Raw genomic sequence first — 25,253 nt, 5'->3', positions numbered from 1 at the left:
GCCGGAGAGGTAGTCGAGGAGGACGGATGGAGCTGTCGCTGACGACCCGCACCATCGCCGAGCACGCGGTGCTGGAGGTCGGTGGCGAGGTGGACGTCTACACCGCCCCCCGGCTCCGGGAACGGCTGATCGAGATGGTCGACGGCGGTGCCCGTCAGGTCGTGGTGGACCTGAGCCGGGTCGACTTCCTCGACTCCACCGGTCTCGGTGTGCTGGTCGGCGCACTGAAGCGGCTGCGTGCGGTGGGCGGCACCTTCGGGCTGGTCTGCGACAAGGAACCGCTGCTCAAGATCTTCCGGATCACCGCGCTGGACCAGGTCTTCCCGCTCTACCCCACGATCGACGCGGCGACTGCGCCGGGCGCGGCGAACCCCACCGCGTGATGTCGACCGTCCGGTTGTCCTTCTCTCCCGCGCCGGTGCACGTCCGCACCGCGCGCCTGGTCGGGGTCGCGGTCGCCCGCCGGGCCGGCGTCGCCGAGGAACTGCTCGACGAGGTACGTCTGGCCATCGGCGAAGCCTGCACCCGCGCGGTGGCCCTGCACCGCCAGTACGGCCTCAGTGACCTGGTGCAGGTGGAGATGTCCGACGGCGGTTCCTACACGGTCCGGGTCACCGACCGGGCGCCGATCGAAGCCGGGCTGGGCCTGGCCGCGTTGCCCCCGGACGAGCTGGCAGACGAGTCGCTGACCGACGAGGCGCTCACCGTCGGGGTGGGCTTCGCCCTGCTCGCGGGCTTCGTCGAGGACCTTCAGGTGCGTCCCGTGGACGAGGGCATCGGCACCGAGGTGCGCATGGTCTGGCCGGTCGGCCGCTGACCGGTCATCCCCCGGTCGCAGTTCCCATAACAGATCAACTCCACTAGTACAGCGACGAAGATCATTGCGACACGGTGGGTGGGAATTGTGACCTCCAACACTGCGGACGGCTAGAGTACCCGGGGTTATCAGCAAGAGCCCTGGTCCCGCGCTCGCGTGACCGGGTGGTCACCGCTGAGCTGAAGCCTGGCCCGGCGGAGACGCTTGCGAACCGTGACTCCACGTGTGGAGACGCCGGGCCGGTCTCGTCCGCCGGCCGGCGCGAGTGTTGGGTACAGGAGGACATAGATGTCCACGACCTTCGCCGCCGAAAGCGGCGGGTTGTCCCTCACCGATCAGAACCTGTCGTACGTCATCATCGCCGCGGTCATCGCGCTGGTGGCGCTCGGCTTTGCCGCCGCCCTGACCCGGGCGGTACTGGCAACCGGTAGGGGCACACCAAAGATGCAGGAGATCGCGGCAGCGGTCCAGGAGGGCGCCTCGGCGTACCTCTTCCGGCAGTTCAGAACCCTCGCGATCTTCGTCGTACTGGCGGTGGTGCTGCTCTTCCTGCTGCCGGTGCACGACACCGACAACGAGACCCTGGTGAAGATCGGCCGGTCGGCCTTCTTCGTGGTCGGCGCGGTGTTCAGCGCGTTCATCGGCGGTGCCGGCATGGCCCTGGCCACCCGCGCCAACCTGCGGGTGGCCGCCGCCGCCCGGGAACACCAGGGCGGCAGGGAGAAGGCGATGCAGATCGCCTTCCGGACCGGTGGCGTCGTCGGCTTCCTCACCGTCGGGCTCGGCCTGTTCGGTGCGGCGCTGGTTGTCGTCCTGTTCCGGGCCGACGCGCCGACCGTGCTGGAGGGGTTCGGCTTCGGTGCCGCGCTGCTGGCCATGTTCATGCGGGTCGGCGGTGGCATCTTCACCAAGGCCGCCGACGTCGGCGCGGACCTGGTCGGCAAGGTCGAGAAGGGCATCCCCGAGGACGACCCGCGCAACGCGGCGACCATCGCCGACAACGTCGGTGACAACGTCGGCGACTGTGCCGGCATGGCCGCCGACCTGTTCGAGTCGTACGCGGTGACCCTGGTCGCCGCACTGATCCTCGGCCGGGCCGCCTTCGGTCAGGACGGCCTGGTCTTCCCGCTGATCATCTCCACCATCGGGGTGATCGTGGCGATCGTCGGGGTCTTCATCACCCGGCTGCGCGCCTCCGACCGGTCCGGGCTGACCGCGATCAACCGGGCCTTCTACGCCTCCGCGGTGCTGTCCGCGGTCCTGGTCGCGGCGATGTCCTTCGTCTACCTGCCGGCGACCTGGGCCGAACTGCTCGGCGACGAGTGGCGTACGCAGCTCGGCGTCACGGGTGACCTGCCGCTCGGCCCCCGCTGGGTGGCCATCGGCGCGGTTGTCATCGGCATCGTGCTCGCCGCCGCCATCCAGGCGCTGACCGGCTACTTCACCGAGACCAACAAGCGCCCGGTGCAGGACATCGGCAAGAGCTCGCTGACCGGACCGGCCACCGTCGTGCTCGCCGGCATCAGCATCGGGCTGGAGTCGGCGGTCTACTCCGCACTGCTGATCGCGGCCGGGGTCTTCGGCGCGTTCCTGCTCGGCGGCACCTCGATCGTGCTCTCCCTGTTCGCGGTGGCGCTGGCCGGCACCGGCCTGCTCACCACCGTCGGCGTGATCGTGGCCATGGACACCTTCGGCCCGATCTCGGACAACGCCCAGGGCATCGCCGAGATGTCCGGCGACATCGACGAGGCCGGCGCCCGTACGCTCACCGAGCTGGACGCCGTCGGCAACACCACCAAGGCGATCACCAAGGGCATCGCGATCGCCACCGCGGTGCTCGCCGCGACCGCCCTGTTCGGGTCGTACACCGACACGCTGCGCTCGGCGTACGCCGACGCGGGTGTGGGTGACGTCGGCGCCGAGATCCTGAACGCGCTGAACGTGGCCAACCCGCGCAACCTGGTCGGCCTGATCATCGGTGCGGCGGTGGTCTTCCTCTTCTCCGGGCTGGCCATCAACGCGGTCTCCCGCTCGGCCGGTGCCGTGGTGATGGAGGTACGCCGACAGTTCCGTGAGCTGCCCGGCATCATGGACTACAGCCAGCGCCCCGAGTACGGCAAGGTGGTCGACATCTGCACCCGGGACGCCCAGCGTGAGCTGGTCACCCCCGGACTGCTGGCCATCCTCGCCCCGATCGCGGTCGGCTTCGGCCTCGGTCCGGGCGCGCTCGCCTCGTACCTGGCCGGTGCGATCGGCGCCGGCACCCTGATGGCGGTCTTCCTGGCCAACTCCGGTGGAGCCTGGGACAACGCCAAGAAGCTGGTCGAGGACGGTGCCTACGGCGGCAAGGGTTCCGCCTCGCACGAGGCGACCATCATCGGTGACACCGTCGGTGACCCGTTCAAGGACACCGCCGGCCCGGCGATCAACCCGCTGATCAAGGTGATGAACCTGGTCTCGCTGCTGATCGCACCGGCCGTGGTGGCGTGGAGCGTCGGGGGTGACCGGAACACCCCGTTGCGGATCGCCGTCGCGCTGGTCGCCGTACTGATCGTGGTGGGCGCGATGGTGTGGAGCAAGCGCAAGCCGATCGCGATGTCGGATGACGACTCCGGTTCGGGTGCCACGGGTGGCGCCGAGCAGCGACCCGAGACGATCACCGCCTGATCGGGTTCGTGACGCAGGACGGGCCTCTCGGTGTCGCTCGGGTGACAACGAGGGGCCCGTCCCCGGCCGGGGCGCGGAGGGCGTACGGCTGTGCCACCGCACCGCCCGGCGCAACCCGTACGCTGCAACGCATGCGTACGCCCCGCGCGCCGGCCGCCGGGATTCTCCCGGCGGTTCTGTGCACCCTCGTGTTGCTGACCGGATGTGGTGGGGGCCCGACGGCACCGGCCTGGGCGGCTTCGGTCTGCGAGGCGTTAGCCCCCTGGCGGCTCGAGATCAATGCCCTGACCAGCAGCGCCCAGCAGCAGATGACGGCGCAGACGACACCCGCGCAGGCCAAGGAGAACCTGGTCCGGATGATGGCCGGTGCGGAACAGGCGAGCGAGACCGCCCGTCGCGGCGTGGCCGACGCGGGCGTACCCGACGTGTCCCAGGGTGAAGAGGTGTCCCGTGGTTTCCTCGACTCGCTCACCGAGGTCCGCGACGCGTACGGCCGGGCCAGGCGGACGATCGAGGGGCTGAACATCGGCCAGTCGGGTCCGTTCTACGACGGGGTGAAGGCGGCGGTGGACACCCTCAACGAGGAGTACGACGCGAGCGCCCTGGACACCAGCACACTTGATTCACCGGAGTTGAAGCAGGCCTTCGACGAGGTCCCGGAGTGTCGCTGACCACGCCATCCCCCGATTCACCGCCGGTGGGGTCCTCCGGACCACCGGCGGGGGAGGCGCTGGCACTGGTACCGCCCGATCCACCCGATCCGCCGGTTTTGCTCGACCCGGCCGACCCACCCGACCCGGTCGTGCCGCCGGAACCGGTGAACCCGGTCGAGCCGGTCGAGCCGCTCGAACCGGCGGACCCACCCGAGCCGGCGGTTCCGCCGGCGCGGCAGCTCTCGCTGTTCGGGGTGGAGGCGACCGATCCGTCGCCGGCCGACCTCACCGGCCTGCTCGTCGGCCCCGGACAGGTGGTCCGGATGGGCGGGACGGCCAGGGTCTCGGTGGTGGTCGACACCGCCTGGCGGGTGCACGTGCTCGTGGCCGAGCTGGCCCTGCGCGGGCTGCACGCGAGCTGGGAGCCGACCGAGGACCAACGGCACGAGGTACGGACGTCGTACGCGACCACGCTCGCCCCGCTCGCCGGGACCTGGCTGTGCGGTACGGCGAAACGACCGCCGGCCGGGCTGCACCTCAACGGGCGACGGCTGCGGCTCTGGGTGGCCGCGGCGGGCAGCCCCGAACCGCCCGGTTTCCTGCTCCGGCTCGGCGAGACCGAGGAGAGCTGCTGGGAGGCGGTCGGGGCGGCGCTCGCCGCGATCGGGCTGCCGGCCGTACTGTTGCTTCCCAGAGCCGGGGGTCCGGCGTACCGGATCACGGGTCGACGCCGGTTGGCCCGGCTGGTGGAGCTGGTGGGTGAGCGGCCGGCGGCGGCCCCGGCGGCGATCTGGCCGGCTCTTGCCGTTTAGATCCCCTTTGGCGGGTTTCCGCCTTTCAATGCTGTTCTTCCGCTTTAATACTTCCAGTGTTCATTTGGAACCAATCCGGCTCACTGTCCGATGGCAGACAGCCGCCCGGAGATTTGGGAGATAATCCAGCAAATAGCGGCATTCGGAGGAGATCGTCGCCGCTAATGGATCCAGGCCGATTCATCGTCGGTGTACGGTGTCGCCGTCCGGGATGAACCACGAAGCCGGCTCCGGGGTCCAGCGTTCGCCCTGCTCCGTGGGGGTCTTCGCGGCCCGCGCAACCCGGACGCCGCGCAGCGCGTTACGTTGGACGTTCAACGCGGCGCCGCAGTGGTGGCAGCCCGGTCGGAAGGCGGACCACGGTGGTTCGCGGGGCGAGAAGTCGTGAGTGAGGTCGGGGAGAGACGTGCCGAGTAACGCCAAGAGCACCCGTCTGGTCATCGTCGAGTCACCGGCGAAGGCCAAGACGATCTCGGGCTATCTCGGCCCGGGTTACATCGTCGAGGCCAGCCTGGGGCACGTCCGTGACCTGCCGCGCAACGCCGCCGACGTGCCCGCCAAATACAAGAAGGAACCGTGGGCCCGGCTCGGGGTCGACGTCGACCACGGCTTCACCGCCCTCTACGTCGTCTCCGCCGACCGGCGCCAGCAGATCGCCAAGCTGACCAAACTGGCCAAGGAGGTGGACGAGGTCTACCTCGCCACCGATGAGGACCGCGAGGGCGAGGCGATCGCCTGGCACCTGGTCGAGACGCTCAAGCCGCGCGTCCCGGTCAAGCGGATGGTCTTCCACGAGATCACCAAGCCGGCGATCCAGGCCGCCGTGGCCAACCCCCGGGAGATCGACCAGGACCTGGTCGACGCCCAGGAGGCCCGCCGCATCCTCGACCGGCTGTACGGCTACGAGGTCTCCCCGGTGCTCTGGAAGAAGGTCATGCCGAGGCTGTCGGCCGGCCGGGTCCAGTCGGTGGCGACCAGGATCGTGGTCGAGCGGGAACGGCAGCGGATGGCCTTCCGCACCGCCGAGTACTGGGACATCCTGGCCACCCTCGCCGTGGGCCAGGCCGGCGAGGGCCCGCGTACGTTCCACGCCACCCTGATCGGACTCAACGGCGACCGGATCGCCACCGGCCGGGACTTCGAACCGACCACCGGCCGGGTGAAGCCGGGCGCCGGGGTGACCCACCTCGACGGCGACGGTGCCCGTGGGCTCGCCGCCCGCCTCGACGGGCGGCCGTTCACCGTCACCCGGGTCGAGGAGAAGCCCTACCGGCGCCGGCCGTACGCGCCGTTCATCACCTCCACCCTCCAGCAGGAGGCGGCCCGGAAGCTGCGCCTGTCGTCCCAGCAGACGATGCGCACCGCCCAGCGGCTGTACGAGAACGGCTACATCACCTATATGCGTACCGACTCGGTGAACCTGTCGGAGACCGCCATCGCGGCGGCCCGCCGGCAGATCGCCGAGCTGTACGGCGAGCGCAACGTGCCGCCGGAGCCGCGCCGCTACACCGGCAAGGTGAAGAACGCCCAGGAGGCGCACGAGGCGATCCGCCCGGCCGGCGACCACTTCCGTACGCCGGGGGAGGTGGCGGGCGAGCTGTCCGGCGAGGAGTTCCGGCTCTACGAGCTGATCTGGCGCCGGACCATCGCCTCCCAGATGACCGACGCGGTCGGCTCCAGCGTCTCGGTCCGGATCCGCGCGGTCACCACGGCCGGCGAGGAGGCCGACTTCGGCGCCACCGGCAAGACCATCACCGATCCGGGCTTCCTGCGGGCGTACGTGGAGTCCTCCGACGACGAGAACGCCGAGGCCGAGGACGCCGAACGGCGGCTGCCGAACCTGGTCAAGGACCAGCCGCTGACCGCCGAGCAGCTCGCCGCGACCGGGCACACCACCCAGCCGCCGTCCCGCTACACCGAAGCCTCGCTGGTCAAGTCGCTGGAGGAGCTGGGCATCGGCCGCCCGTCGACGTACGCGTCGATCATGCAGACCATCCAGGACCGGGGGTACGTCTTCAAGCGCGGTCAGGCGCTGATCCCGTCCTTCCTGGCGTTCGCCGTGGTCGGCCTGCTGGAGCAGCACTACCCACGCCTGGTCGACTACAACTTCACCGCCGCGATGGAGAACGAGCTGGACGAGATCGCCGGCGGCGACCACGCCGCGGTCGACTTCCTCACCTCGTTCTACTTCGGCAGCGACGTCGCCGGTGACGACTCGGTGGCCCGCTCCGGTGGGCTGAAGAAGATGGTCACCGAGAACCTGAGCGACATCGACGCGCGCAGCGTCAACTCGATCCCGCTGTTCCGCGACGACGAGGGTCGCGACGTGGTGGTCCGGGTCGGCCGGTACGGGCCGTACCTGCAACGGACCCTGGCCGGTCCGGAGGTGGAGGCGCCCGCGCCGGCCGCCGCCGAGACCGGTGGCGAGGACGGCGGTCAGCCGGAGGACGGTGGACCGTCGGGTGACAGGGTGTCGATCCCGGAGGGTGTCGCGCCGGACGAGCTGACCCCGGAGAAGGTCAACGAGTTCTTCCTCGGCGGCGGTGGTGAGCGCAAGCTCGGCGAGCACCCGGAGACCGGTGAGCCGATCCTGCTCAAGTCCGGCCGCTTCGGCCCGTACGTCTCCAGTGGTGACCGCAAGTCGTCGCTGCTCAAGTCGCAGTCGCCGGACGACATCTCGCTCACCGAGGCGTTGCGGTTGCTCACCCTGCCCCGGGTGGTGGGGCTGGCGCCGGACGGTGCGGAGGTCCTCGCCGCCGCCGGCCGCTACGGCCCGTACGTCAAGCAGGGCGACGAGTTCCGCTCGCTGGACTCCGAGGACAAGATCTTCACGGTCACCCTGGAGGAGGCGTTGGCGCTGCTCGCCGCGCCGAAGACCCGACAGCGGCGGGCTGCCGCGCCGCCGTTGCGGGAGATGGGTCCCGACCCGCTGACCGAGAAGCCGTTGGTGATCAAGGACGGCCGGTTCGGCCCGTACGTGACCGACGGGGAGGTCAACGCGTCGCTGCGGCGGGGCCAGACCCCGGAGTCGCTGACCCTCGAAGAGGCCTCGGAGATGCTCGCCGACAAGCGGGCCAAGGGGCCGGCGCCGAAGAAGGCCCCGGCGAAGAAGACGGCGGCCAAGAAGGCCCCGGCGAAGAAGGCGACCGCGGCGGCCGGGACGGACACCCCGGCGAAGAAGACCACCGCGAAAAAGGCCGCCCCCCGGAAGGCCGCCCCGCGAAAGGCGACCGCCGCAAAATCGACCACCGCGACGAAGAAGGCCGCTCCGGCGAAGGCGACCGATCGGGCCGAGTAACTGAACGGGTGAATGGCCGCCGGATCGGATTTTCCGGTTCGGCGGCATGCCTTACGCTCCACCGGTGGTACGACGGGGGATATTCGGTGGACATCGGCAGACAATGCTGTTGTTTTCGGCCGCATTGGCAGTGGTGCTGATCGGTCTCGGTGGTGTCGGTCTCAGTGCCGACTGGTGGGGTGGTTCGGCACCGCGTACCGCTGTGTGGGTGGGTGCCCCGAGTGGTTCGCCGGGGGCGTCCTCCGGGGGCGCGGCCACGTCGAACGCCCGGCTGGACGCGCAGGGCCGGCGGCTGTTCACCGTGCTGGGGGCGGGCGACGTACTGGTCCACCCGGCCGTGTCGGAGCAGGCGAAACGGGACGCCACCCGGAACGGCAAGCCCGGTGGTTTCGACTTCCTGCCGATGCTCGAGCCGGTCGCACCGGCCATCGCCGCCGCCGACCTAGCCATCTGTCACCTGGAGATCCCGCTCGCACCGGCCGCCGGCCCGTTCCTCGGTTATCCCCAGTTCAGTGCCCCGCCCCAGGTGGTCGACGGGCTGAAGCGGGCCGGCTTCGACGCCTGCTCGACCGCCTCGAACCACACCATGGACCAGGGCCCGCAGGGGGTGACCCGGACCCTGGACGCGCTCGACGCGGCCGGGCTCGGCCACTCCGGGAGTGCCCGCAACGCCCAGGAGGCCGGCACGCCGAGGATCTACCAGGCGGCCGGGGTCAGCGTCGGGCACCTGTCGTACACCCTGAACTTCAACGGGCTGCAGCGGCCGGCGGGCAAGCTCTGGATGGCCAACCTGATCGAGCCGGACAAGATCCTGGCCGCGGCGGCCCGGCTCCGCGCGGCCGGCGCCGAGATCGTCGTGCTCAGCCTGCACTGGGGTACGGAATACCAGCATCTGCCGGATGCCAATCAGTTGGACTGGGTGCAGCCGCTGATCAACTCACCCGATATCGACCTGATCCTCGGACACCACGCGCACGTGGTGCAGCCGTTCGAGCAGTTTGGCGACAAGTGGGTTGTTTACGGGATGGGTAACCAATTAGCGCGACATTCCGACCCGGTGAACGACAACCGCGAGGGTGTCATGGCGAAAATTACCTTTACGGAAACTGCCCCGAAAAAGTGGAAGATAACCGAGGCTGCGGCAATTCCGATCTGGACCGAACTCACGCCCGACATCCGGCTGGTGGATCTCGCCGCCGCGCTTGCCGACCCGACCCTGCCGCAGGCCCGCCGCCAGGTCTACCAGGGTGCGTACACGCGGATCACCGGGTACCTGAACGCCCGTGGCGCCGCCGAGGACGGGCTGAAGGTGCTCTCCCGTACCGGCTGACGGGTGCGGGCGCGGTCAGGCGCCGAGGACCCGCTCGGTGTAGGCGTTGGCGAAGACCCGTGACGGATCGAGCCGGTCCCGTACGGCCACGAACTCGTCGAACCTCGGGTACGCCGGCCGCAGCGACCCGGCGTCCCGGTAGTGCAGCTTGCCCCAGTGCGGCCGACCGCCCCACTCGGTCACGAGCCGCTCGAACGCCCGGAAGTACGGCTCGTACGGCGCCCCGACGTACTGGTGGATCGCCAGGTACGCGGACTCCCGCTGGTAGCCGTGCGACAGCCAGATGTCGTCCGGCGCGGTGAACCGCACCTCGACCGGGAACTGCACCTTGAACGGCAGCCCGTCGACCACCCGGTGCAGCGCCGCCAGCGCCTCGGGCAGGACGGCGCGGGGCAGGCCGTACTCCATCTCGGTGAACCGGACCCGGCGCGGGGTGCAGAAGACCCGGTCGGACCGGCCGGTGTAGGTCCGGGCGGTGAGCGCGCGGGCCGAGATCGCGCTGATCGGGGGGACCAGGGCCGGCACCGCCCGACCCAGCCGGCAGGCTCCGGCGAAGACGGTGTTGGCCAGGAACTCGTCGTCGAACCAGCCCCGGAACCGGGGCAGCGGCCGGTCGTCCGCCGGCACCCGGTTGTTCGTCTTGACCTGCACCCGATCGGTGTACGGGAACCAGTAGAACTCGAAGTGGTCGTTCCCGGCGATCAGGTCCGGCAGGTCGGCCAGGACCGCCGCCAGCGGTGCCGGCCGCTCGTCGGCCCGGAGCACGAACGCGTCCACGCACCGCAGGGTGACCTCGGTGATGATGCCCAGCGCACCCAACCCGACCCGCGCGGCGGCGAACAGCTCGGGGTCGTTCTCGGCCGAGCAGTGCCGTACCTCCCCGGTGCCGGTGACCAGGGTGAGCGCGGTGACGAAGGTGGAGAGGCAGCCGTAGCCGGCCCCGGTGCCGTGGGTGCCGGTGGAGATGGCACCGGCGATGGTCTGGGCGTCGATGTCACCGAGGTTCGGCATGGCCAGCCCGTGTCGGGCCAGCAGTACGTTGAGTTCGCACACCTCCAGCCCGGCCGGGACGGTGACCAGCCGCCGTTCGGGGTCGACCCGGACCGGCCCGGCGAGGTTCGTCAGCTCCACCCGCCGGTCGTCCGTACGGGCGATGTCGGTGAAGGAGTGGCCGCTGCCGACCGCCTTGATCCGGTGCCCGCCCGACGCGGCGACCCGTACGGCGTCCGCCAGTTCCTCCACGCTCGACGGTCGGAGTACGGCGGTCGCCGTGGCCCGCTGGTTGCCGGCCCAGTTGCGCCAGTCCGGCCCGGACACGGGCTTCGGTGGCGTCGCGCCGAGCGGCGACACCGCGCCGGATGGCGACGGGGTGCTGGCCATGCAGCCTCCAGAACCGAATATGAGTAGCATTCATATCAGGCTTCGATGCGATGAGTAAACATCGCACACCAGGTCCGATCGTTAATCCAGGTAACGTTTCGAACTCGCGACGTGCAGACACATCTCATCCGTCGAAGGGGGAGTGGCGACGCGTGTCCACATCAACCGCCACGAGTGGTCCACTACGCCGCGTCCCGGTGCAGGGTCGCAGCGTTGCCAGGGTGCAGCGCATGCTCGACGCCTGCGCCGAACTGGTCGACGAGGTGGGCTACGAGGGGCTGACCACGACCCTGCTCGCCGAGCGGGCAGAGGTGGCGATCGGCTCGGTCTACCAGTTCTTCCCGGACAAGCGGGCCATCGTGCAGGCGCTCACGCTGCGCAACATGGAGGCGTACCTCGAACGGCTGGCCGAACGGTTCTCCCAGGGCGACCTCGCCCACTGGTGGGACGGGGTCGACGCCGGGATCGACGAGTACATCGCCATGCACCGGGTGGTGCCCGGTTTCCGTACGCTGCACTTCGGCGACGTGGTCGACGTGCACCTGCTCGACGAGCAGCGGGACAACAACGGCGTGATCGCCGAACAGCTCGCCCGGGTGCTGGTCGAACAGTTCGGGATCACCGACGGCCCACCGCTGCGGTTCGCGCTGGAGATCGCGGTCGAGGCCGCCGACGCCCTGATCAAGCTCGCCTTCCGGCGGGACCAGGACGGCGACGAGCGGGTCCTCGCCGAGGCCAAGGCGCTGATCCGCGAATACCTGCACCGGCAGGTCGGTGCCGCGTCAGCCGTGCCGGTCGCGTCAGCCGTGCCGGTCGCGTCAGCCGTGCCGGAGCAGCCGGGAGCAGGTGCCGGTGCGGACGGACCGGTTGTGGTCGGGGTCGCCCAACCGGCGGACGGCCCGACCGGCTGACCGGTCGACCCGGTCCGCACCGACGCCCACCGGTCAACCGGCGGGTGCCGCCGGCCCGGTTCAGCGCAGCCACCGGGCCGGATCAGCGCAGCCACCGGCCGGGTTCAGAGGAACGCGTGGCCCTCGCCCCGGTAGCTCGGCACCGTCGCCACCACCTGCTCACCCTCGATCAGGTGCAGCTCGTTGACGTGCTCGCTCAGCTCACCGGCCTTGGCGTGCCGGAACCAGACCCGGTCACCGACCGCCAACGTGTCCGCCACCTGCCCGGCCAGCGGTGTCTGCACCTCCCCGGCACCCTCCGAGCCGGTCAGCCGCAGTCCCGCCGGTAGCCAGGGCTCGGGCAGCCGGCTGGGGTCGGCCGGGCCGGAGGCGATCCAACCGCCACCGAGCACCGTCGCCAGGCCCGGCGCCGGGCGGCGTACGACGGCGAGGGCGAAGAACGCGGCCGGGACCGGTCGCCAGGCGCGGTAACCGTCGAACAGGGTCGGCCCGTACAGCCCCGAACCGGCGGTGATCTCGGTCACGGACGGGTCCGCACCGGTGGCGGCCACGCTCCCGGTGCCGCCGCCGTTGACGAAGGCCAGGTCGGCGTACTCGCGTACGGCGGCCACCGCCGCGCCGCGCCGGGCCAGCAGTTCCGGGTACGACCAGTGCTGCAACGCCCGGATCGCCACCCCGCGCATGGCCTGTCCGGGCGGGGCGTCGGCGAGCCCGGCGATCTGTGCCTCGTACGACATCAGTCCGACCAGCCGGAACCCGCGACGGGCCGTCACCCGGGCGGCCAGCGCGCCCGCGGCGGCGGCCGAGTGCACCGGGGAACGGCGTACCCCGATGTGCAGCCGACCCCCGGCGGGGCGCCACGAGGCGTCGAGGTCGAGGCAGACCCGGATCGGCTCCCGGTGCTGGGCCGGGACGACCGTGTCGATCAGGTCGAGCTGCTCCGGGCTGTCCACCATGAGGGTCACCGCCGAGGCCAGCTCGGGGTCGGCGGCCAGCTCGGCCAGCGCCGCCCGGTCCACACTCGGGTACGCCACCAGCGCGTCGTCCGTCACACCGGCTCGGACCAGCCAGATCGCCTCGCGGACCGTGTACGCCATCACCCCGTGCCAGCCGGGCCGGGCCAGCGTCCGGCCGAGCAGATCCCGGCAGCGGACCGACTTGCTCGCCACCCGCAGCGGCTTGCCGGCAGCGCGGGCGGTGAGGGCGTCGGCGTTGCCGTCGAAGGCGGTCAGGTCGACCGCCGCGAAGGGCGGGTCGAGGTGGGCGGTCGCCCGGTCCAGGCGGGTGCGCAGGTCGTCACGGGCGATTGCTTCCTCGGTGGGCACATGTGCACGCTAACGGGCGGGCAGCCAATGCGAAACACCCTCGCGTATTGGCGGGTCGCTGCGCCCTTCCCCGCACCCCCGGCCCCGGGATCAGGGGAATGTCGGGGACCTGGCGCGTTCGGGCCGCGATTAGAGTGTGTCCGGGGGAGCCCAGCGATGGGCCGGGCACTCGGAGGTACGGCCATCGACACGAACAGCAGCGGCGAGCCAGGAGCGACATCCTCGGCAGCGTCGTCCACCACCCAGGTCGACCGGACGGGCTACCAGGCACTCCGGTCGGTTCTGCGGATCCGACCCTTCCGCAGGCTCTGGCTGGTGCTCGGCGCGGCTTCGTTCGCTGACTGGCTCGGCCTGCTGGCCACCTCGATCTTCGCCGCCACCCAGGTCAGCGGCGACACCGCGAAGGGTCTGGCGTTCGGTGGTGTGATCGCGGTCCGGCTGCTGCCGGCGCTGCTGCTCGGCCCGGTGGCCGGTGTGCTCGCCGACCGGTTCGACCGGCGCCTCACCATGGTCGTCTGCGACCTGCTGCGCTTCGTGCTCTTCGCCTCGATCCCGCTGGCCGCGCTGCTGAACGTCGGCGGTGGACTGGTCGTCGGCTGGGCGGCGGTGGCCACCTTCCTGATCGAGGCGATCACCCTGATCTGGATCCCGGCCAAGGAGGCCGCGGTCCCGAACCTGATCCCGCGTACCCGGCTGGAGGTGGCCAACCAGCTCACGCTGATCACCACCTACGGGGTGACCCCGGTGCTGGCCGCGGTCAGCATCGCGGTGCTCGACCGCAGCGTCCGCGCCGTCTCCGGCGGGCCGCCGCAGGGCTGGAACGACCCCACCCAGCTGGCGCTCTACTTCAACTCGCTGAGCCGGCTCGCCACCGCGCTGGTCGTCTTCTTCGGCATCCGGGAGATCAGCGGTCGCGCCGGCGCCCGGGAGGGTGGCGGCCAGGAGAGCGTGCTGCGGCAGTTCGTCGACGGGTGGAAGTTCATCGGCAAGACCCCGCTGATCCGTGGCCTGGTGCTGGGCATCTTCGGCGCCTTCGCCGGTGGCGGTGTGGTGATCGGTACGGCGAACTTCTTCACCAAGTCGCTCAGCGCCGGTGAGGCCGCGTTCTACCTGCTCTTCGGCTCGATCTTCGTCGGCCTCTCGGTCGGTATCGGCCTCGGCCCGATGATCGTCCGGGAGATGTCCCGGCGCCGCTGGTTCGGCATGAGCATCGTCCTGGCCAGCGCCTCGGTGCTGGTCCTCGCCGCCGCCATCCACCTGTCGATGGCGATCCTCGGCGCGGTCCTGGTCGGTGCCGGCGCCGGCATGGCGTTCCTGGCCGGCACCACCCTGCTCGGTGGCGAGGTCGCCGACGAGGTACGCGGCCGGGTCTTCGCGGTGGTGCAGACCGGCACCCGACTGGTGCTGATCCTGGCCATCTCGGTCAGCAGCCTGCTCGTCGGCGTCGGTGGCTCCCGTCAACTGCGCATCGCCGACCTGGGCATCTCCGTCTCGTCCACCCGCCTGCTGCTGCTCGTCGCCGGAGTCGCCGGGATCTTCGCCGGCATCAACGCGTTCCGCCAGATGGACGACAAGCCGGGCGTACCGATCCTGGCGGACCTGTGGGGGTCGATCCGGGGGCGTCCGCTCTCCCCGGCCGAGCCGTTCGCCTCGACCGGTGCCTTCGTGGTCTTCGAGGGCGGTGAGGGGGCCGGCAAGTCCACCCAGGTCACCGCGCTGGCCGAGGCACTGCGGGGAGAGGGACGCGAGGTGCTGGTGACCCGGGAACCGGGCGCGACCGACGTGGGCGTACGGATCCGTTCCCTGGTGCTCGACAGTGTGGCGGCCGGTGCCGTACCGCTGTCCCCGCGTGCCGAGGCACTGCTCTACGCCGCCGACCGGGCCCATCACGTCGCCACCGTGGTCCGCCCGGCGCTGTCCCGGGGCGCGGTGGTGATCAGCGACCGGTACGTCGACTCGTCCCTGGCCTACCAGGGCGCCGGTCGTACGCTTCCGGTCGACGAGGTCTCCTGGCTCTCTGCCTGGGCGACCGGTGGGCTCAAGCCCGACCTGGTGGTGCTGCTCGACGTCGACCCGCGGGCCGGGCTGGACCGGGTGGCGGCCCGGGGCGAGGGCACCGACCGGCTGGAGGGCGAGTCGCTCGACTTCCACGACCGGGTCCGGGACGCCTTCCTCGACCTGGCCGCCGCCGACCCCAAGCGTTACCTGGTGCTCGACGGGAGTGGTCCGATCGAGCGGATCTCCGACACGGTCGCCCAGCGGGTCCGGGGCATGCTCACCGACCCGGAGACCATCGTCCATCCCGACCCGGCGAAGCCGCTGGACCCGTCGGTGGAACCGAGGACGCCGGAGATCGACGTCCCGCGCCCTGGCGCCGCCGCAGACGGCGGTTCCGGCGGCGGCGGTTCCACCGGGTCCGGTTCGGGCTCCGGTGACGGGGCGGGTGGCCTGGAGTTGGAGCGGCGGTCCTGATGCCCGATGTCTTCGCCGACCTCGTCGGCCAGGACGAGGCGACCGTGACCCTGCGTCGGGCGGCCGCCTCGGCGGCGGAGGTGGTCCGGGTAGGTGCCGCGATCACCGACCCGGCGGCCGTCACGAACAGCGCGATGACCCACGCGTGGATCTTCACCGGGCCACCGGGATCCGGCCGGTCCGTCGCCGCCCGCGCGTTCGCCGCCGCGTTGCAGTGCGAACGGGGAACCGGCTGTGGTGACTGCGCCGGCTGCCACACCACGCTCGCCGGCACCAACGCCGACGTACGGTTCGTGGTCCCCGAGGGCCTCTCCATCGGGGTTGGTGAGATGCGGGCCCTGGTGCTCCGGTCGGCGAGCACCCCGTCCGGCGGGCGCTGGCAGGTGGTGGTCATCGAGGACGCCGACCGGCTCACCGAGGCAGCCGGGAACGCCCTGCTCAAGGCGATCGAGGAACCGCCCCCGCGTACGGTCTTCCTGCTCTGCACCCCGTCCACCCACCCGGACGACGTCTCGGTGACGATCCGGTCCCGGTGCCGGGTGGTGCCGTTGCGCCAACCGGCGGCCGAGGCGGTGGCGGCCGTACTCGCCGAGCGGGACGGGGTGGCCCCGGACCTGGCCACCTGGGCGGCAGCCGCGTCGCAGGGGCATGTCGGCCGGGCCCGCCGGTTGGCCCGCGACCCGGAGGCCCGCAAGCGGCGGGACGCGGTACTGGCCGTACCCCGGCGCCTGACCGGGGTCGGGGCCTGTTTCGACGCCGCCGCCACACTGATCGACTCGGCCGAGGCGGAGGCGGAGGCGGCGGTGGCCGAGTCGGACGCGAGCGAACGGGCCGCGTTGCAGACCGCCCTGGGTGCGGGCGGCACCGGCAAGGGTGCCGCCGGTGCGGCGCGCGGCTCCGCCGGGCAGCTCAAGGACCTGGAGCGCCGGCAGAAGTCGCGGGCCACCCGGGCGCAACGGGACGCGCTGGACCGGGCCCTGGTCGACCTGGCCGGCTTCTACCGGGACGTGCTGGCGGTGACCCTCGGTGCCCCGGTCGCGCCGGTGCACACCGACACCGCGCCGCTGGCGAGCGCGGCGGCGGCGAAGTGGGCGCCGGAGGCCGCGTTGCGCCGGCTGGAGGCGGTGCTCGCCTGCCGTACGGCGATCGACACGAACGTCAAGCCCCGGATCGCCGTCGAGGCGATGATGCTCGCCCTCTGGCGCGGCTGAGCACCGTCGCCCGTACGGGGTTCCGCTCGGCGGAAGCAACCGGTACGGTGCGGTGCTTAGTGCAACAGCGACGGCACAGTCAGTGAATGGCTGCCGGGAGGAGCCCATCGATGTCGCGGGAGATCGACGAGGCCTGGGTCGAGGAGGCGGTCGAGCGGTACCGCCGGATCGAGTCGTTGCAGGCCGAGTTCGACCAGGCGGTACGCGCGGTCGAGGTCAGCGTACGGTCGCCGGACGGGCTGGTCGAGGTGATGGTGACCGCCGCCGGGGCGATCACCGACGTCCGTTTCCTGGCCCCGGTCCAGCATCGCGGCAACGCCGAACTGGCCCGCTCGGTGCAGGCGGCGGTGACGGCCGCAGCGGATGCCGCCCGGTGGGCGCGGGAGAAGCTGCACACCGAGACGTTCGGTGCGTACCGGCGGCTGGCGGAGGCCTGAGTGGAGAGTCTGCGCGAACTCGCCAACCGGCTGGACGAGGCGGCCGGCACCCTCACCGCCGCCGGCCGCGAACTGGGCCGGCTCGACCGTACGTCTCCGGCGTCGGGCTCGGACGGGCCGGGGCGGCTGGCCGAGACCGTCCGTGCGCTGACCGGGCAGTGGCTGGCCGCGACCGGGGCGCGGGCCACCGAGGCGACGGTGACCGCCGACCGGGTGGCCGACCTCGCCGCCAGGCTGCGGGTGGTGGCCGACGGCTACACCGACACCGATGACGCCGCCCGGCGCCGGCACGCCGAGGAGGCGTGATGGACCCGCTGGACCACCTCGCCGGACCCGGATCCGACCTGCTGCGCCGGGTCGACGACCTGCTCGCCGCCGCCGGGGCGCCGGACGACCACTGGATCTGGCCGCTGCTGCGCCGGCTCGGGACACTGCCCGGCGACGCGCTGGGCGAGGTCGTCGCGCTGCGCCCGGCGCCGCTGGCCGCCGCCGGGCATGCCGTACGCACCCTGGTCCGGGAGTACGACCACGCGCGGGCGGACCTGACCGGCGGTGACCCGTGGCAGGGGGCCGGGGCGCAGGCGTACGCGGCCCACCGGGACGCGCTCGCGGCGTACCTCGACGGTGATCCGGAGAGCCTCACCGGTCGACTCGAGGCGACCGCCGCGTACGCGGACGCGGTCGACGACTGGGTGGCGCAGAGCCGGCACGCCCTCGCCCGTACGCTCGCCGACGTCCTCGGTTCGGCCGAGGCGGTAGCGGTCGTCACCGGCACCGACTCCGGCACCGTCGCGCTCGCTGCCGCCGAGATCGGTGCGCGGGTGCTGGCGACGGTGACCGAGGCGGAGGCGCGGGGCACGGCACTGCTGCACCAGTGGGCGCCGGATCTGACCGAGTTGCCGTACCGGGGCCCGGTCGACCCGGGTCCGACCCGGCTCGACGCGACCACCTGGATCTCCGGCTGACGCCGGTGCTCACGGCCCGGTGGTGGAAAACAGGTAGGTAAGGACCCGGTGGTTTGGACGTAGGGTGGGCACATGGGGATGCTGTGTGCGGTTAGCTTCACCCGGTACGGGCGTCTCTACTACCTGGACCCGGGCGAGTTCCGGCCGGCGGTCGGTGACCGGGTGCTGGTCCCCACCGACGACGGCACCGAGGTCGCCGAGTGTGTCTGGGCGGCCCAGTGGGTCAGCGACGACACCAGCGGTTTCCCGCGCCTGGCCGGCCTGGCCGGCGAGCCCGACCTACGCCGCGACGAGCTTCAGCGCAAGCGGAAGGCGGAGGCGAAGGTCGCCGCCAAGCGGCTCATCCGGGAGCACGGGCTGCCGATGAAGGTGATCGCCGTCGACCACGTGCTGGAGTCGCCGGGCGGCACCTCGTCCGGCTCCCGGACCACCGTCTACTTCACCGCGCCGCACCGGGTCGACTTCCGGGCACTGGTCCGCGACCTCGGCGCGACCCTGCACTGCCGGGTCGAGTTGCGCCAGCTCTCGGCCAGGGACTCGGCGCGGGTGCAGGGTGGCATCGGTTCCTGCGGGCGCGACCTGTGCTGCGCCACCTTCCTGACCGACTTCGAGCCGGTCACCATCCGGATGGCCAAGGACCAGGATCTGCCGCTCAACCCGCTGCGCATCTCCGGCGCCTGCGGCCGGCTGATGTGCTGCCTCAAGTACGAACACCCGCTGTACGCCAACAGCAGCAACTACCCCACCTCCGGTCAGCGGATCGAGACCCCGGACGGCCTGGCGAAGGTGGTGTCCCGTCATCCACCGAGCGAGACGGTCACGGTCCGGCAGATCGAGGACGGCACCGTCAGGCGGTGCGCCGTGGCCGACGTCTGCGGATCGCGTCGTGCGTACGAGGGGGCCGACCCGAGCTAGTGCTCGGGGGATGCGACCGCTGTCGTACAGGACAGCCTTCACCCCGGCCGGGTCCGCAGCGAATTCGGTGCTCGTGCGTTGTCCCGCACGAGCACCGAATCCGCCGTTCCGCCCCGCGTCGCGAGCTACGCGGTGTCGCGCCTACGTCCGATCAGTCGCTGGTGGCTGATCGCGATGAGTGCCGCACCGAGGCCGATCGCGGTCAGGGCGATGGTGACGTACGCCGAGTACTGGCCTCCGGTGACGGGCAGAACCGCCTTCCGGATCGTGATGGTTGCCGAGGTGGGAGTGCCCGGGCCGCTTTGCGCCGAGGTGACGACGGTCGTGTTGACCTTCGTTCCGGCGGTGGTGCCGGTGACGTTCACCGACACCGTGCAGCTCCCGTTGGCCGGCAGGGTGGCGTCAGCCAGGCTGATGGTGCTGCTACCGGGCGTCGCGGTGATCGTGCCGTCACAGGAGCCACTCACACCGTTGGGTGTGGCGACCACCAGTCCCACCGGAAGGTTGTCGACGAAACCGACACCGGTCAGCGGCGTTTCGGTATTGGGGTTGGTGAGGGTGAAACCCAGTGACGTCGTCCCGTAGAGGGGGAGGGTGGCCTTCCCGAAGGCTTTGGCAAGTGTCGGTGCCGAGGCGACCGCCGCGCTGACCGTGACGGTTGCCGTCGCGGGGGTGCCGGGGCCACTCTCGTTCGAGTCGACCGGGCCGCTGGTGTTCACCTTGGTTCCGCTGGTGGTGGCGGTGACGTTCACGGAGAAGGTGCAGCTCCCGTTCGCCGGCAGGGTCGCGCCGACGAGGGCGATGGTCCCACTGCCGGCGGTTGCGGTGATCGTGCCGCCGCCGCAGGTGCCGGTCAGGCCGTTGGGCGTGGCGACGACGAGCCCCGCGGGCAGCGTGTCACTGAAGCCGACCCCGGTCAGCGGCGTACCCGTGTTCGGGTTGGTGAGGGTGAAGTCGAGCGACGTCGTCCCCCCGAACGGGATGATCCCGTCGCCGAAGTCCTTGGCGATCGTGGGCGCCGCGACGACCACCGCGACGACCGTGACGGTTGCCGTGGCGGGTGTGCCGGGGCCGCTTTCGACCGAGGTGATGGCGGCCGTCGTATTGACCTTCGTTCCGGTGGTGGTGGCGGTGACGTTCACCGACACCGTGCAGCTCCCGTTGGCCGGCAGGGTTGCGCTGAACAGGCTGATGGTGCTGCTACCTGGGGTCGCGACGATCGTGCCGCCGGCGCAGGTGGTTTGCGCGGCACTGGGTGTGGCGACCACCAGCCCCGCCGGAAGATTGTCGACGAAACTGACGCCGGTCAGCGGTGTTTCGGTGTTCGGGTTGGTGAGGGTGAAACCCAGGGACGTCGTCCCGTCGACGGGGATGGTCGTTTCCCCGAAGGTCTTGGCGATCGTCGGTGGTGAAGCGATGGCAACCGTGACGCTCGCCGCGGCGGGGGTACCCGGGCCGCTCTCGTTCGAGTCGACCGGGCCGCTGGTGTTCACCTTGGTTCCGCTGGTGGTGGCGGTGACGTTCACCGAGAAGGTGCAGGTTCCGTTGGGCGCCAGGGTCGCGCCGGCCAGGCTGATGATGCTGCTACCCGCGGTTGCGGTGATCGTTCCGCCACCGCAGGAGCCGGTCAGCCCGTTGGGCGTGGCGACGACGAGCCCTGCGGGCAGGGTGTCACTGAAACCGACCCCGGTCAGCGGCGTGATCGTGTTGGGGTTGCTGAGGGTGAAACCGAGCGATGTCGTTCCGCCGCTACCGATGGTCGTGCTCCCGAAGGCCTTGGTGATCGTCGGTGGTGTGGTGACGGCAACCGTGATGCTCGCCGCGGCGGGGCCGCCGGGGCTGCTCTCGTTCGAGTCGACCGGGCCGCTGGTGTTCACCTTGATCCCACTGGTGGTGGCGGTGACGTTGACGGAGAAGGTGCAGGTTCCGTTGGCGGGCAGGGTCGCGCCGGTGAGGCTGATGGTGCCGCTGCCGGCGGTTGCGGTGATGGTGCCGCCGCCGCAGGTGCCGGTCAGACCGTTGGGTGTCGCCACCACCAACCCGGCGGGCAACGCGTCACTGAAGTTGACCCCGGTCAGAGCTGTGCCGGTGTTGGGGTTGGTGAGGGTGAAGTCGAGTGACGATGTCCCGCCGGAGGGGATGGTCGCGTCTCCGAAGGCTTTGGCGATCGTCGGTGGTGCGATCACCGCCGCGGCGACCGTGACGGTTGCTGCGGCGGGGGCGCCCGGACCGCTTTCGGTCGAGTCGACCGGGCCGCTGGTGTTGAGCTTGGTTCCGCTGGTGGTGGCGGTGACGTTGACGGAGAAGGTGCAGGTTCCGTTGGCGGGCAGGGTCGCGCCGGTGAGGCTGATGGTGCCGCTGCCGGCGGTTGCGGTGATGGTGCCGCCGCCGCAGGTGCCGGTCAGACCGTTGGGTGTCGCTACCACCAACCCGGCAGGCAGCGCGTCGGTGAAGTTGACCCCGGTCAGTGGCGTACCGGTGTTGGGGTTGGTGAGGGTGAAGTCGAGCGCTGTCGTACCGCCGAACGGGATGGTCGCGTCGTCGAAAGCCTTGGCGATCGTCGGTGGTGCGACGACTGGCGCGCCGACCGTGACGGTGGCGGAGGCGGGTGCGCCGGGGCCGCTTTCGGTCGAGTCGACCGGGCCGCTGGTGTTGAGCTTGGTTCCGCTGGTGGTGGCGGTGACGTTGACGGAGAAGGTGCAGGTTCCGTTGGCGGGCAGGGTTGCGCCGGCGAGGCTGATGGTGCCGCTGCCGGCGGTTGCCGTGATCGTGCCGCCGCCGCAGGTGCCGGTCAGGCCGTTGGGCGTGGAGACGACGAGTCCTGCGGGCAACGCGTCGGTGAAGTTGACCCCGGTCAGCGGTGTGCCGGTATTGGGGTTGGTGAGGGTGAAGGCCAGTGACGTTGTCCCGCCGGAGGGAATGGTTGCGTCTCCGAAGGCTTTGGCGATCGTCGGTGGTGCGATCACCGGCGCGGCGACCGTGACGGTTGCCGAGGCGGGTGCGCCCGGACCGCTCTCGGTCGAGTCGACCGGGCCGCTCGTGTTCACCTTGGTTCCGCTGGTGGTGGCGGTGACGTTCACGGAGAAGGTGCAGGTCCCGCTGGCGGGTAGGGTCGCGCCGGCGAGGGTGATGGTGCCGCTGCCGGCGGTTGCCGTGATCGTGCCGCCGCCGCAGGTGCCGGTCAGACCGCTGGGAGTGGAGACCACGAGCCCTGCGGGCAATGCGTCACTGAAGTTGACCCCGGTCAACGACGTGGCCGTGTTGGGGTTGGTGAGGGTGAAGTCGAGCGTTGTCGTACCGCCGAACGGGATGGTCGCGTCCTCGAAAGCCTTCGCGATCGTCGGTGGCGCGACGGATGCGGCGCAGAACGGTCGCGTGATGGTGTTGTGGATCAGCGTGACCGCGCCGTTGCGGGCCAGCACCCGTCCGGCAACGGTGGCTCCCTCGCCCAGGGTCGCGGATTGCAACGCCAGGATGCTCCCGACGAAAACTGTTCTGGTGTTCAGCGTCGCCGAGCTGGTGACCTGCCAGAACACGTTGCACGGTTGCGCGCCACGGATCAGGCTGACCCGGCTGTCGGTCGCCGTGATCAGGTCCGATCCCACCTGGAAGACGAAGACCGCGTTGGGGTCGTTCGCCGCATCCAGCGTCACCGTCCCGGTCAGCGACATGGTGGCAGGGGACGTGTAGACCCCGGCGGGGAGCGTCTGACCGCCGAGGTCGGCGCTGATCGTGCCGGTGGACGGTTCGGCGGCGGCAAAGTTGTACGCCGTGGTCAGCGCGGCCTGGGCCTGCATCGCCTCGGTGTCACCGACGTGCACCTCGCCGTTCACCACGGGGGCGCCGGTGACCGAGGTGCCCGGCCAGACACCCAGGTCCCCGTTGATGGTGGAAGGGCCGACGGGAGGCGGGACATCGGTGACGGCCTGGCCGGCCAACACCCCGTAGGACTCGGCGACCCCCAACGGAACCGGGGCCTGGGCCCAGGCCGCTGGCATCCCAACGATCCCGACGAGAACCGTCGCAGAGGCGAGTGCCCCTGCCATCACCATCGCAGCAGACCGACGGCGTACACGACACGCGCGGGCCAAACGGATCACCGACACAGAATTCCCCCACCAATCGAGATCCCGCCCCCGGCGGGATTCAGAGCGCGAAGGTCCTCAACGGGCGTACCGCGGGTGACGGGCGCCAGAAGGCCTTCTAGCGGAGGTTATCTGCGCAAAGCGGGGCAATGATGCGAAATGTCACAAAAGGCGGTAGGGGAAGGCTCAGCGGAGGACGACCGGTGGTTCGGCGAGCCGGGCGACCAGCGGTTGCCGCGGTGCCAGCCACGGACCGTCCGGCCGGCTGTTGTCCGGGTCCACCCGCCACTCCCGGCCCACCCGGTCGATCGCGACGGGATAGATGGTCAGCGAACCGTCCGGGGCGAACCGCATCCGCAGGAAGCTCTTCGCGTCCTCGATCCCCTGCCCGGCGAAGAGTTCGTTGAGGTTCACCCCGAAATACCCGGCCACCAGCAGGTACGCGGCGGTGAGCTGGCTGGCGACGAGCCCGGCGACCGGGGCGTACAGCAGAGCGGCGGCGGCCACCGGAAGCGGCCACGGCCAGTCCCGGAACGGCAGTTGCAGCCAGAGCCAGGCGCCGGCCGCGCCCAGTGCGATGTGGGCGACCCCATGAATCACGCCGAGCAGGTAGTGCCGGATCTGCCGTTTGCCGCTCGCGGTCGGTGGTTTGGCGAAGAACGCCGCACCGAGCAGGACGACGGCCAGCATCAGCACCAGCGGGATGCTGAACAGGCCCTGGTCGGTCGAGCTGGCCCGCTGGGTCGCGACCCCGGCGATCGGCAGCATCAGCAGCACGTGCAGGGCGCCGAGCAGGGTGATGAAGCCGGGATTGCGCAGCGGCAACCGGCCGAAGATGCCCCAGGCGTAACGCCGGGACCGGCTCGCCTCCGGGTAGCGGCCGGCGAGGTCGTACTCGCGGGACTGGCTGGCTCGGCGGGCCAGGGTGTCCCGGGGCGGGACCTCGATCCGCTCGGGCAGGTGATGGGTCGGGTAGAGGTACGCGCCCCCGCCACCACAGTGGATCAACTGGCGATCCGGTCCCTCGTACCGGGCGTAGTGATGGAGATCACCCGAGACGATCAGCCGGACCCGGGCGCCGCTCGGATCGAGCACGGTACGGACGAAGTAGTCGACCGACTCGTACGCCTGCGGGTTGTCGACGGCCTTGACCCAGGTCGGTGCCGGCACCGCCACGATCACCCGCGACTGCGGCCCCAACTCGGCCGCGGCCTGCTCGAAGTACCGCAACTGCGGGTCGTCCAGGTACGTGCCGGACTGCTCGTCCAGGGCGAACAGCCACCAGTCGGACGGCAGCCGTACGGCGAAGTAGGAGCGGGACTGCGGGGTACGCCACCCGCCGATGTTGTCGTCGCGGGAGCGGGCGAACAGGCGCAGGAATGCGGTCAGGCCGTCGTACCAGTCGTGGTTGCCGGGGATCGCGTACAGCGTCGGTTGGGGTCCGGTGGCCGGCGGACACGGCATGGCCGCCTGGTACGGCCCCTTGAACCGCTGCTCGTACGCGGCGCTGCTGGCGGTCGGATAGACCTGGTCGCCACCCATCATCAGCATCTGCCCACGGGGCAGCCGGTGGGAGTCGACCACGAGTTCCGGCTGCGCCAGCAGGTACGCCACCGAGTACGTCGCGTTGAACCCGTCGCCCAGGTCGGCCACGTAGTCGAGCCACAGCTCGCCGTCGGTGCCCGGCTCCCGGTAGACCTCGCTGGGCAGGGCGTTCTGCAGCTCACGCTTGTCGAGATAGGCGCCGAACAGCAGCGCCAGCAGCGTACGGACACCGGTGCTGATCAGCAGCAGGGGCGCCAACCAGGGCACCGGGCGGGCCGGTGTGAAGCCGAGTTCCCGGGGATCGAGGCTGCGCGGCCGGTCTGGCGTGACCGGGTCGGCCCCGGCTGCCTCATCCCTATTCACGGCCGGCAGCCTACTCAACGGCACCCCACCTCTGCTGTCCAGTACATGACCCTCCGCCCCTTTCTCC

The 25,253-nt window shown here is 71.0% G+C and carries 18 protein-coding genes; 14 read left to right on the top strand and 4 right to left on the bottom strand.

The window, feature by feature from the left end; all coding sequences use genetic code 11:
* The first annotated feature begins 26 nt into the window (after window positions 1-26).
* The 7 genes from OIE47_RS10875 (at window position 27) to OIE47_RS10845 (ending at window position 9,577) form a co-directional block, all read left to right on the top strand.
* Window positions 27-383 (top strand): STAS domain-containing protein, encoded by a 357-nt coding sequence (locus OIE47_RS10875; protein ID WP_326561372.1) that lies wholly within the window; start codon window positions 27-29, stop codon window positions 381-383.
* On the top strand, window positions 380-817 hold the full coding sequence (locus tag OIE47_RS10870) for an ATP-binding protein (RefSeq protein WP_326561371.1): 438 nt from the start codon (window positions 380-382) through the stop codon (window positions 815-817). Before OIE47_RS10875 ends, OIE47_RS10870 begins: the two co-directional genes overlap by 4 nt.
* A gap of 288 nt (window positions 818-1,105) precedes the next feature.
* Window positions 1,106-3,484 (top strand): sodium-translocating pyrophosphatase, encoded by a 2,379-nt coding sequence (locus OIE47_RS10865; protein WP_326561370.1) that lies wholly within the window; start codon window positions 1,106-1,108, stop codon window positions 3,482-3,484.
* Window positions 3,485-3,615: 131 nt separating this feature from the next.
* Window positions 3,616-4,155 (top strand): hypothetical protein, encoded by a 540-nt coding sequence (locus OIE47_RS10860; RefSeq protein ID WP_326561369.1) that lies wholly within the window; start codon window positions 3,616-3,618, stop codon window positions 4,153-4,155.
* Window positions 4,156-4,286: 131 nt separating this feature from the next.
* Window positions 4,287-4,949 carry a hypothetical protein gene (locus tag OIE47_RS10855; RefSeq protein ID WP_442792142.1) on the top strand — a complete coding sequence of 221 codons (663 nt, stop codon included), beginning with the start codon at window positions 4,287-4,289 and terminating at the stop codon, window positions 4,947-4,949.
* Window positions 4,950-5,355: 406 nt separating this feature from the next.
* Entirely contained in the window at window positions 5,356-8,247 is a 2,892-nt protein-coding gene (gene topA / locus OIE47_RS10850) for a type I DNA topoisomerase (RefSeq protein WP_326561368.1), read from the top strand.
* A gap of 208 nt (window positions 8,248-8,455) precedes the next feature.
* The gene (locus tag OIE47_RS10845; protein WP_326561367.1) at window positions 8,456-9,577 is read left to right on the top strand and encodes a CapA family protein; all 1,122 of its coding nucleotides are present in this window, start codon (window positions 8,456-8,458) and stop codon (window positions 9,575-9,577) included.
* A 15-nt stretch (window positions 9,578-9,592) separates the two neighbouring features.
* On the opposite strand, the gene OIE47_RS10840 is transcribed toward OIE47_RS10845, so the two are convergent.
* The gene (locus tag OIE47_RS10840; protein ID WP_326561366.1) at window positions 9,593-10,957 is read right to left on the bottom strand and encodes a D-arabinono-1,4-lactone oxidase; all 1,365 of its coding nucleotides are present in this window, start codon (window positions 10,955-10,957) and stop codon (window positions 9,593-9,595) included.
* A gap of 230 nt (window positions 10,958-11,187) precedes the next feature.
* Between OIE47_RS10840 and OIE47_RS10835 the strand changes: the two genes are divergently transcribed.
* Complete coding sequence (locus OIE47_RS10835) at window positions 11,188-11,868, top strand: TetR/AcrR family transcriptional regulator (protein WP_326563053.1); 681 nt, start codon at window positions 11,188-11,190, stop codon at window positions 11,866-11,868.
* Between the two features lie 104 nt (window positions 11,869-11,972).
* Here OIE47_RS10835 and OIE47_RS10830 read toward each other — a convergent pair whose 3' ends face one another.
* Window positions 11,973-13,193: an amino acid deaminase/aldolase gene (locus tag OIE47_RS10830; protein ID WP_442792074.1), complete on the bottom strand. Its 1,221-nt coding sequence runs from the start codon at window positions 13,191-13,193 to the stop codon at window positions 11,973-11,975.
* A 315-nt stretch (window positions 13,194-13,508) separates the two neighbouring features.
* On the opposite strand from OIE47_RS10830, the gene tmk reads away from it, so the two are divergent.
* From tmk to OIE47_RS10800, 6 genes are all read left to right on the top strand, one after another.
* A complete protein-coding gene (tmk, locus tag OIE47_RS10825) occupies window positions 13,509-15,665 on the top strand; it encodes a dTMP kinase (protein ID WP_326563051.1) in 2,157 nt (718 codons plus the stop codon).
* Window positions 15,665-16,876: a DNA polymerase III subunit delta' gene (locus OIE47_RS10820; RefSeq protein WP_326561365.1), complete on the top strand. Its 1,212-nt coding sequence runs from the start codon at window positions 15,665-15,667 to the stop codon at window positions 16,874-16,876. The genes tmk and OIE47_RS10820 overlap by 1 nt, the downstream gene beginning before the upstream one ends.
* Window positions 16,877-16,986: 110 nt before the next feature.
* Window positions 16,987-17,313: a YbaB/EbfC family nucleoid-associated protein gene (locus OIE47_RS10815; protein WP_326561364.1), complete on the top strand. Its 327-nt coding sequence runs from the start codon at window positions 16,987-16,989 to the stop codon at window positions 17,311-17,313.
* Window positions 17,314-17,619 (top strand): hypothetical protein, encoded by a 306-nt coding sequence (locus OIE47_RS10810; RefSeq protein ID WP_326561363.1) that lies wholly within the window; start codon window positions 17,314-17,316, stop codon window positions 17,617-17,619. It begins immediately after the preceding gene.
* Window positions 17,619-18,278 carry a hypothetical protein gene (locus OIE47_RS10805; protein WP_326561362.1) on the top strand — a complete coding sequence of 220 codons (660 nt, stop codon included), beginning with the start codon at window positions 17,619-17,621 and terminating at the stop codon, window positions 18,276-18,278. Before OIE47_RS10810 ends, OIE47_RS10805 begins: the two co-directional genes overlap by 1 nt.
* Window positions 18,279-18,350: 72 nt before the next feature.
* On the top strand, window positions 18,351-19,193 hold the full coding sequence (locus tag OIE47_RS10800; RefSeq protein ID WP_326561361.1) for a PSP1 domain-containing protein: 843 nt from the start codon (window positions 18,351-18,353) through the stop codon (window positions 19,191-19,193).
* A gap of 125 nt (window positions 19,194-19,318) precedes the next feature.
* Here the strand turns inward: OIE47_RS10800 and OIE47_RS10795 are convergent, their stop codons facing one another.
* Window positions 19,319-23,191 (bottom strand): ice-binding family protein, encoded by a 3,873-nt coding sequence (locus OIE47_RS10795; RefSeq protein ID WP_326561360.1) that lies wholly within the window; start codon window positions 23,189-23,191, stop codon window positions 19,319-19,321.
* A 273-nt stretch (window positions 23,192-23,464) separates the two neighbouring features.
* The gene (locus OIE47_RS10790; RefSeq protein ID WP_442792141.1) at window positions 23,465-25,228 is read right to left on the bottom strand and encodes a metallophosphoesterase family protein; all 1,764 of its coding nucleotides are present in this window, start codon (window positions 25,226-25,228) and stop codon (window positions 23,465-23,467) included.
* Between the last annotated feature and the right edge of the window lie 25 nt (window positions 25,229-25,253).

It is taken from the genome of Micromonospora sp. NBC_01796 (genome assembly GCF_035917455.1).
GTDB lineage: Bacteria > Actinomycetota > Actinomycetes > Mycobacteriales > Micromonosporaceae > Micromonospora_G.
The sequence above is the reverse complement of the archived record's forward strand: the minus strand, read 5'-3'. Positions and strand labels throughout refer to the sequence as shown.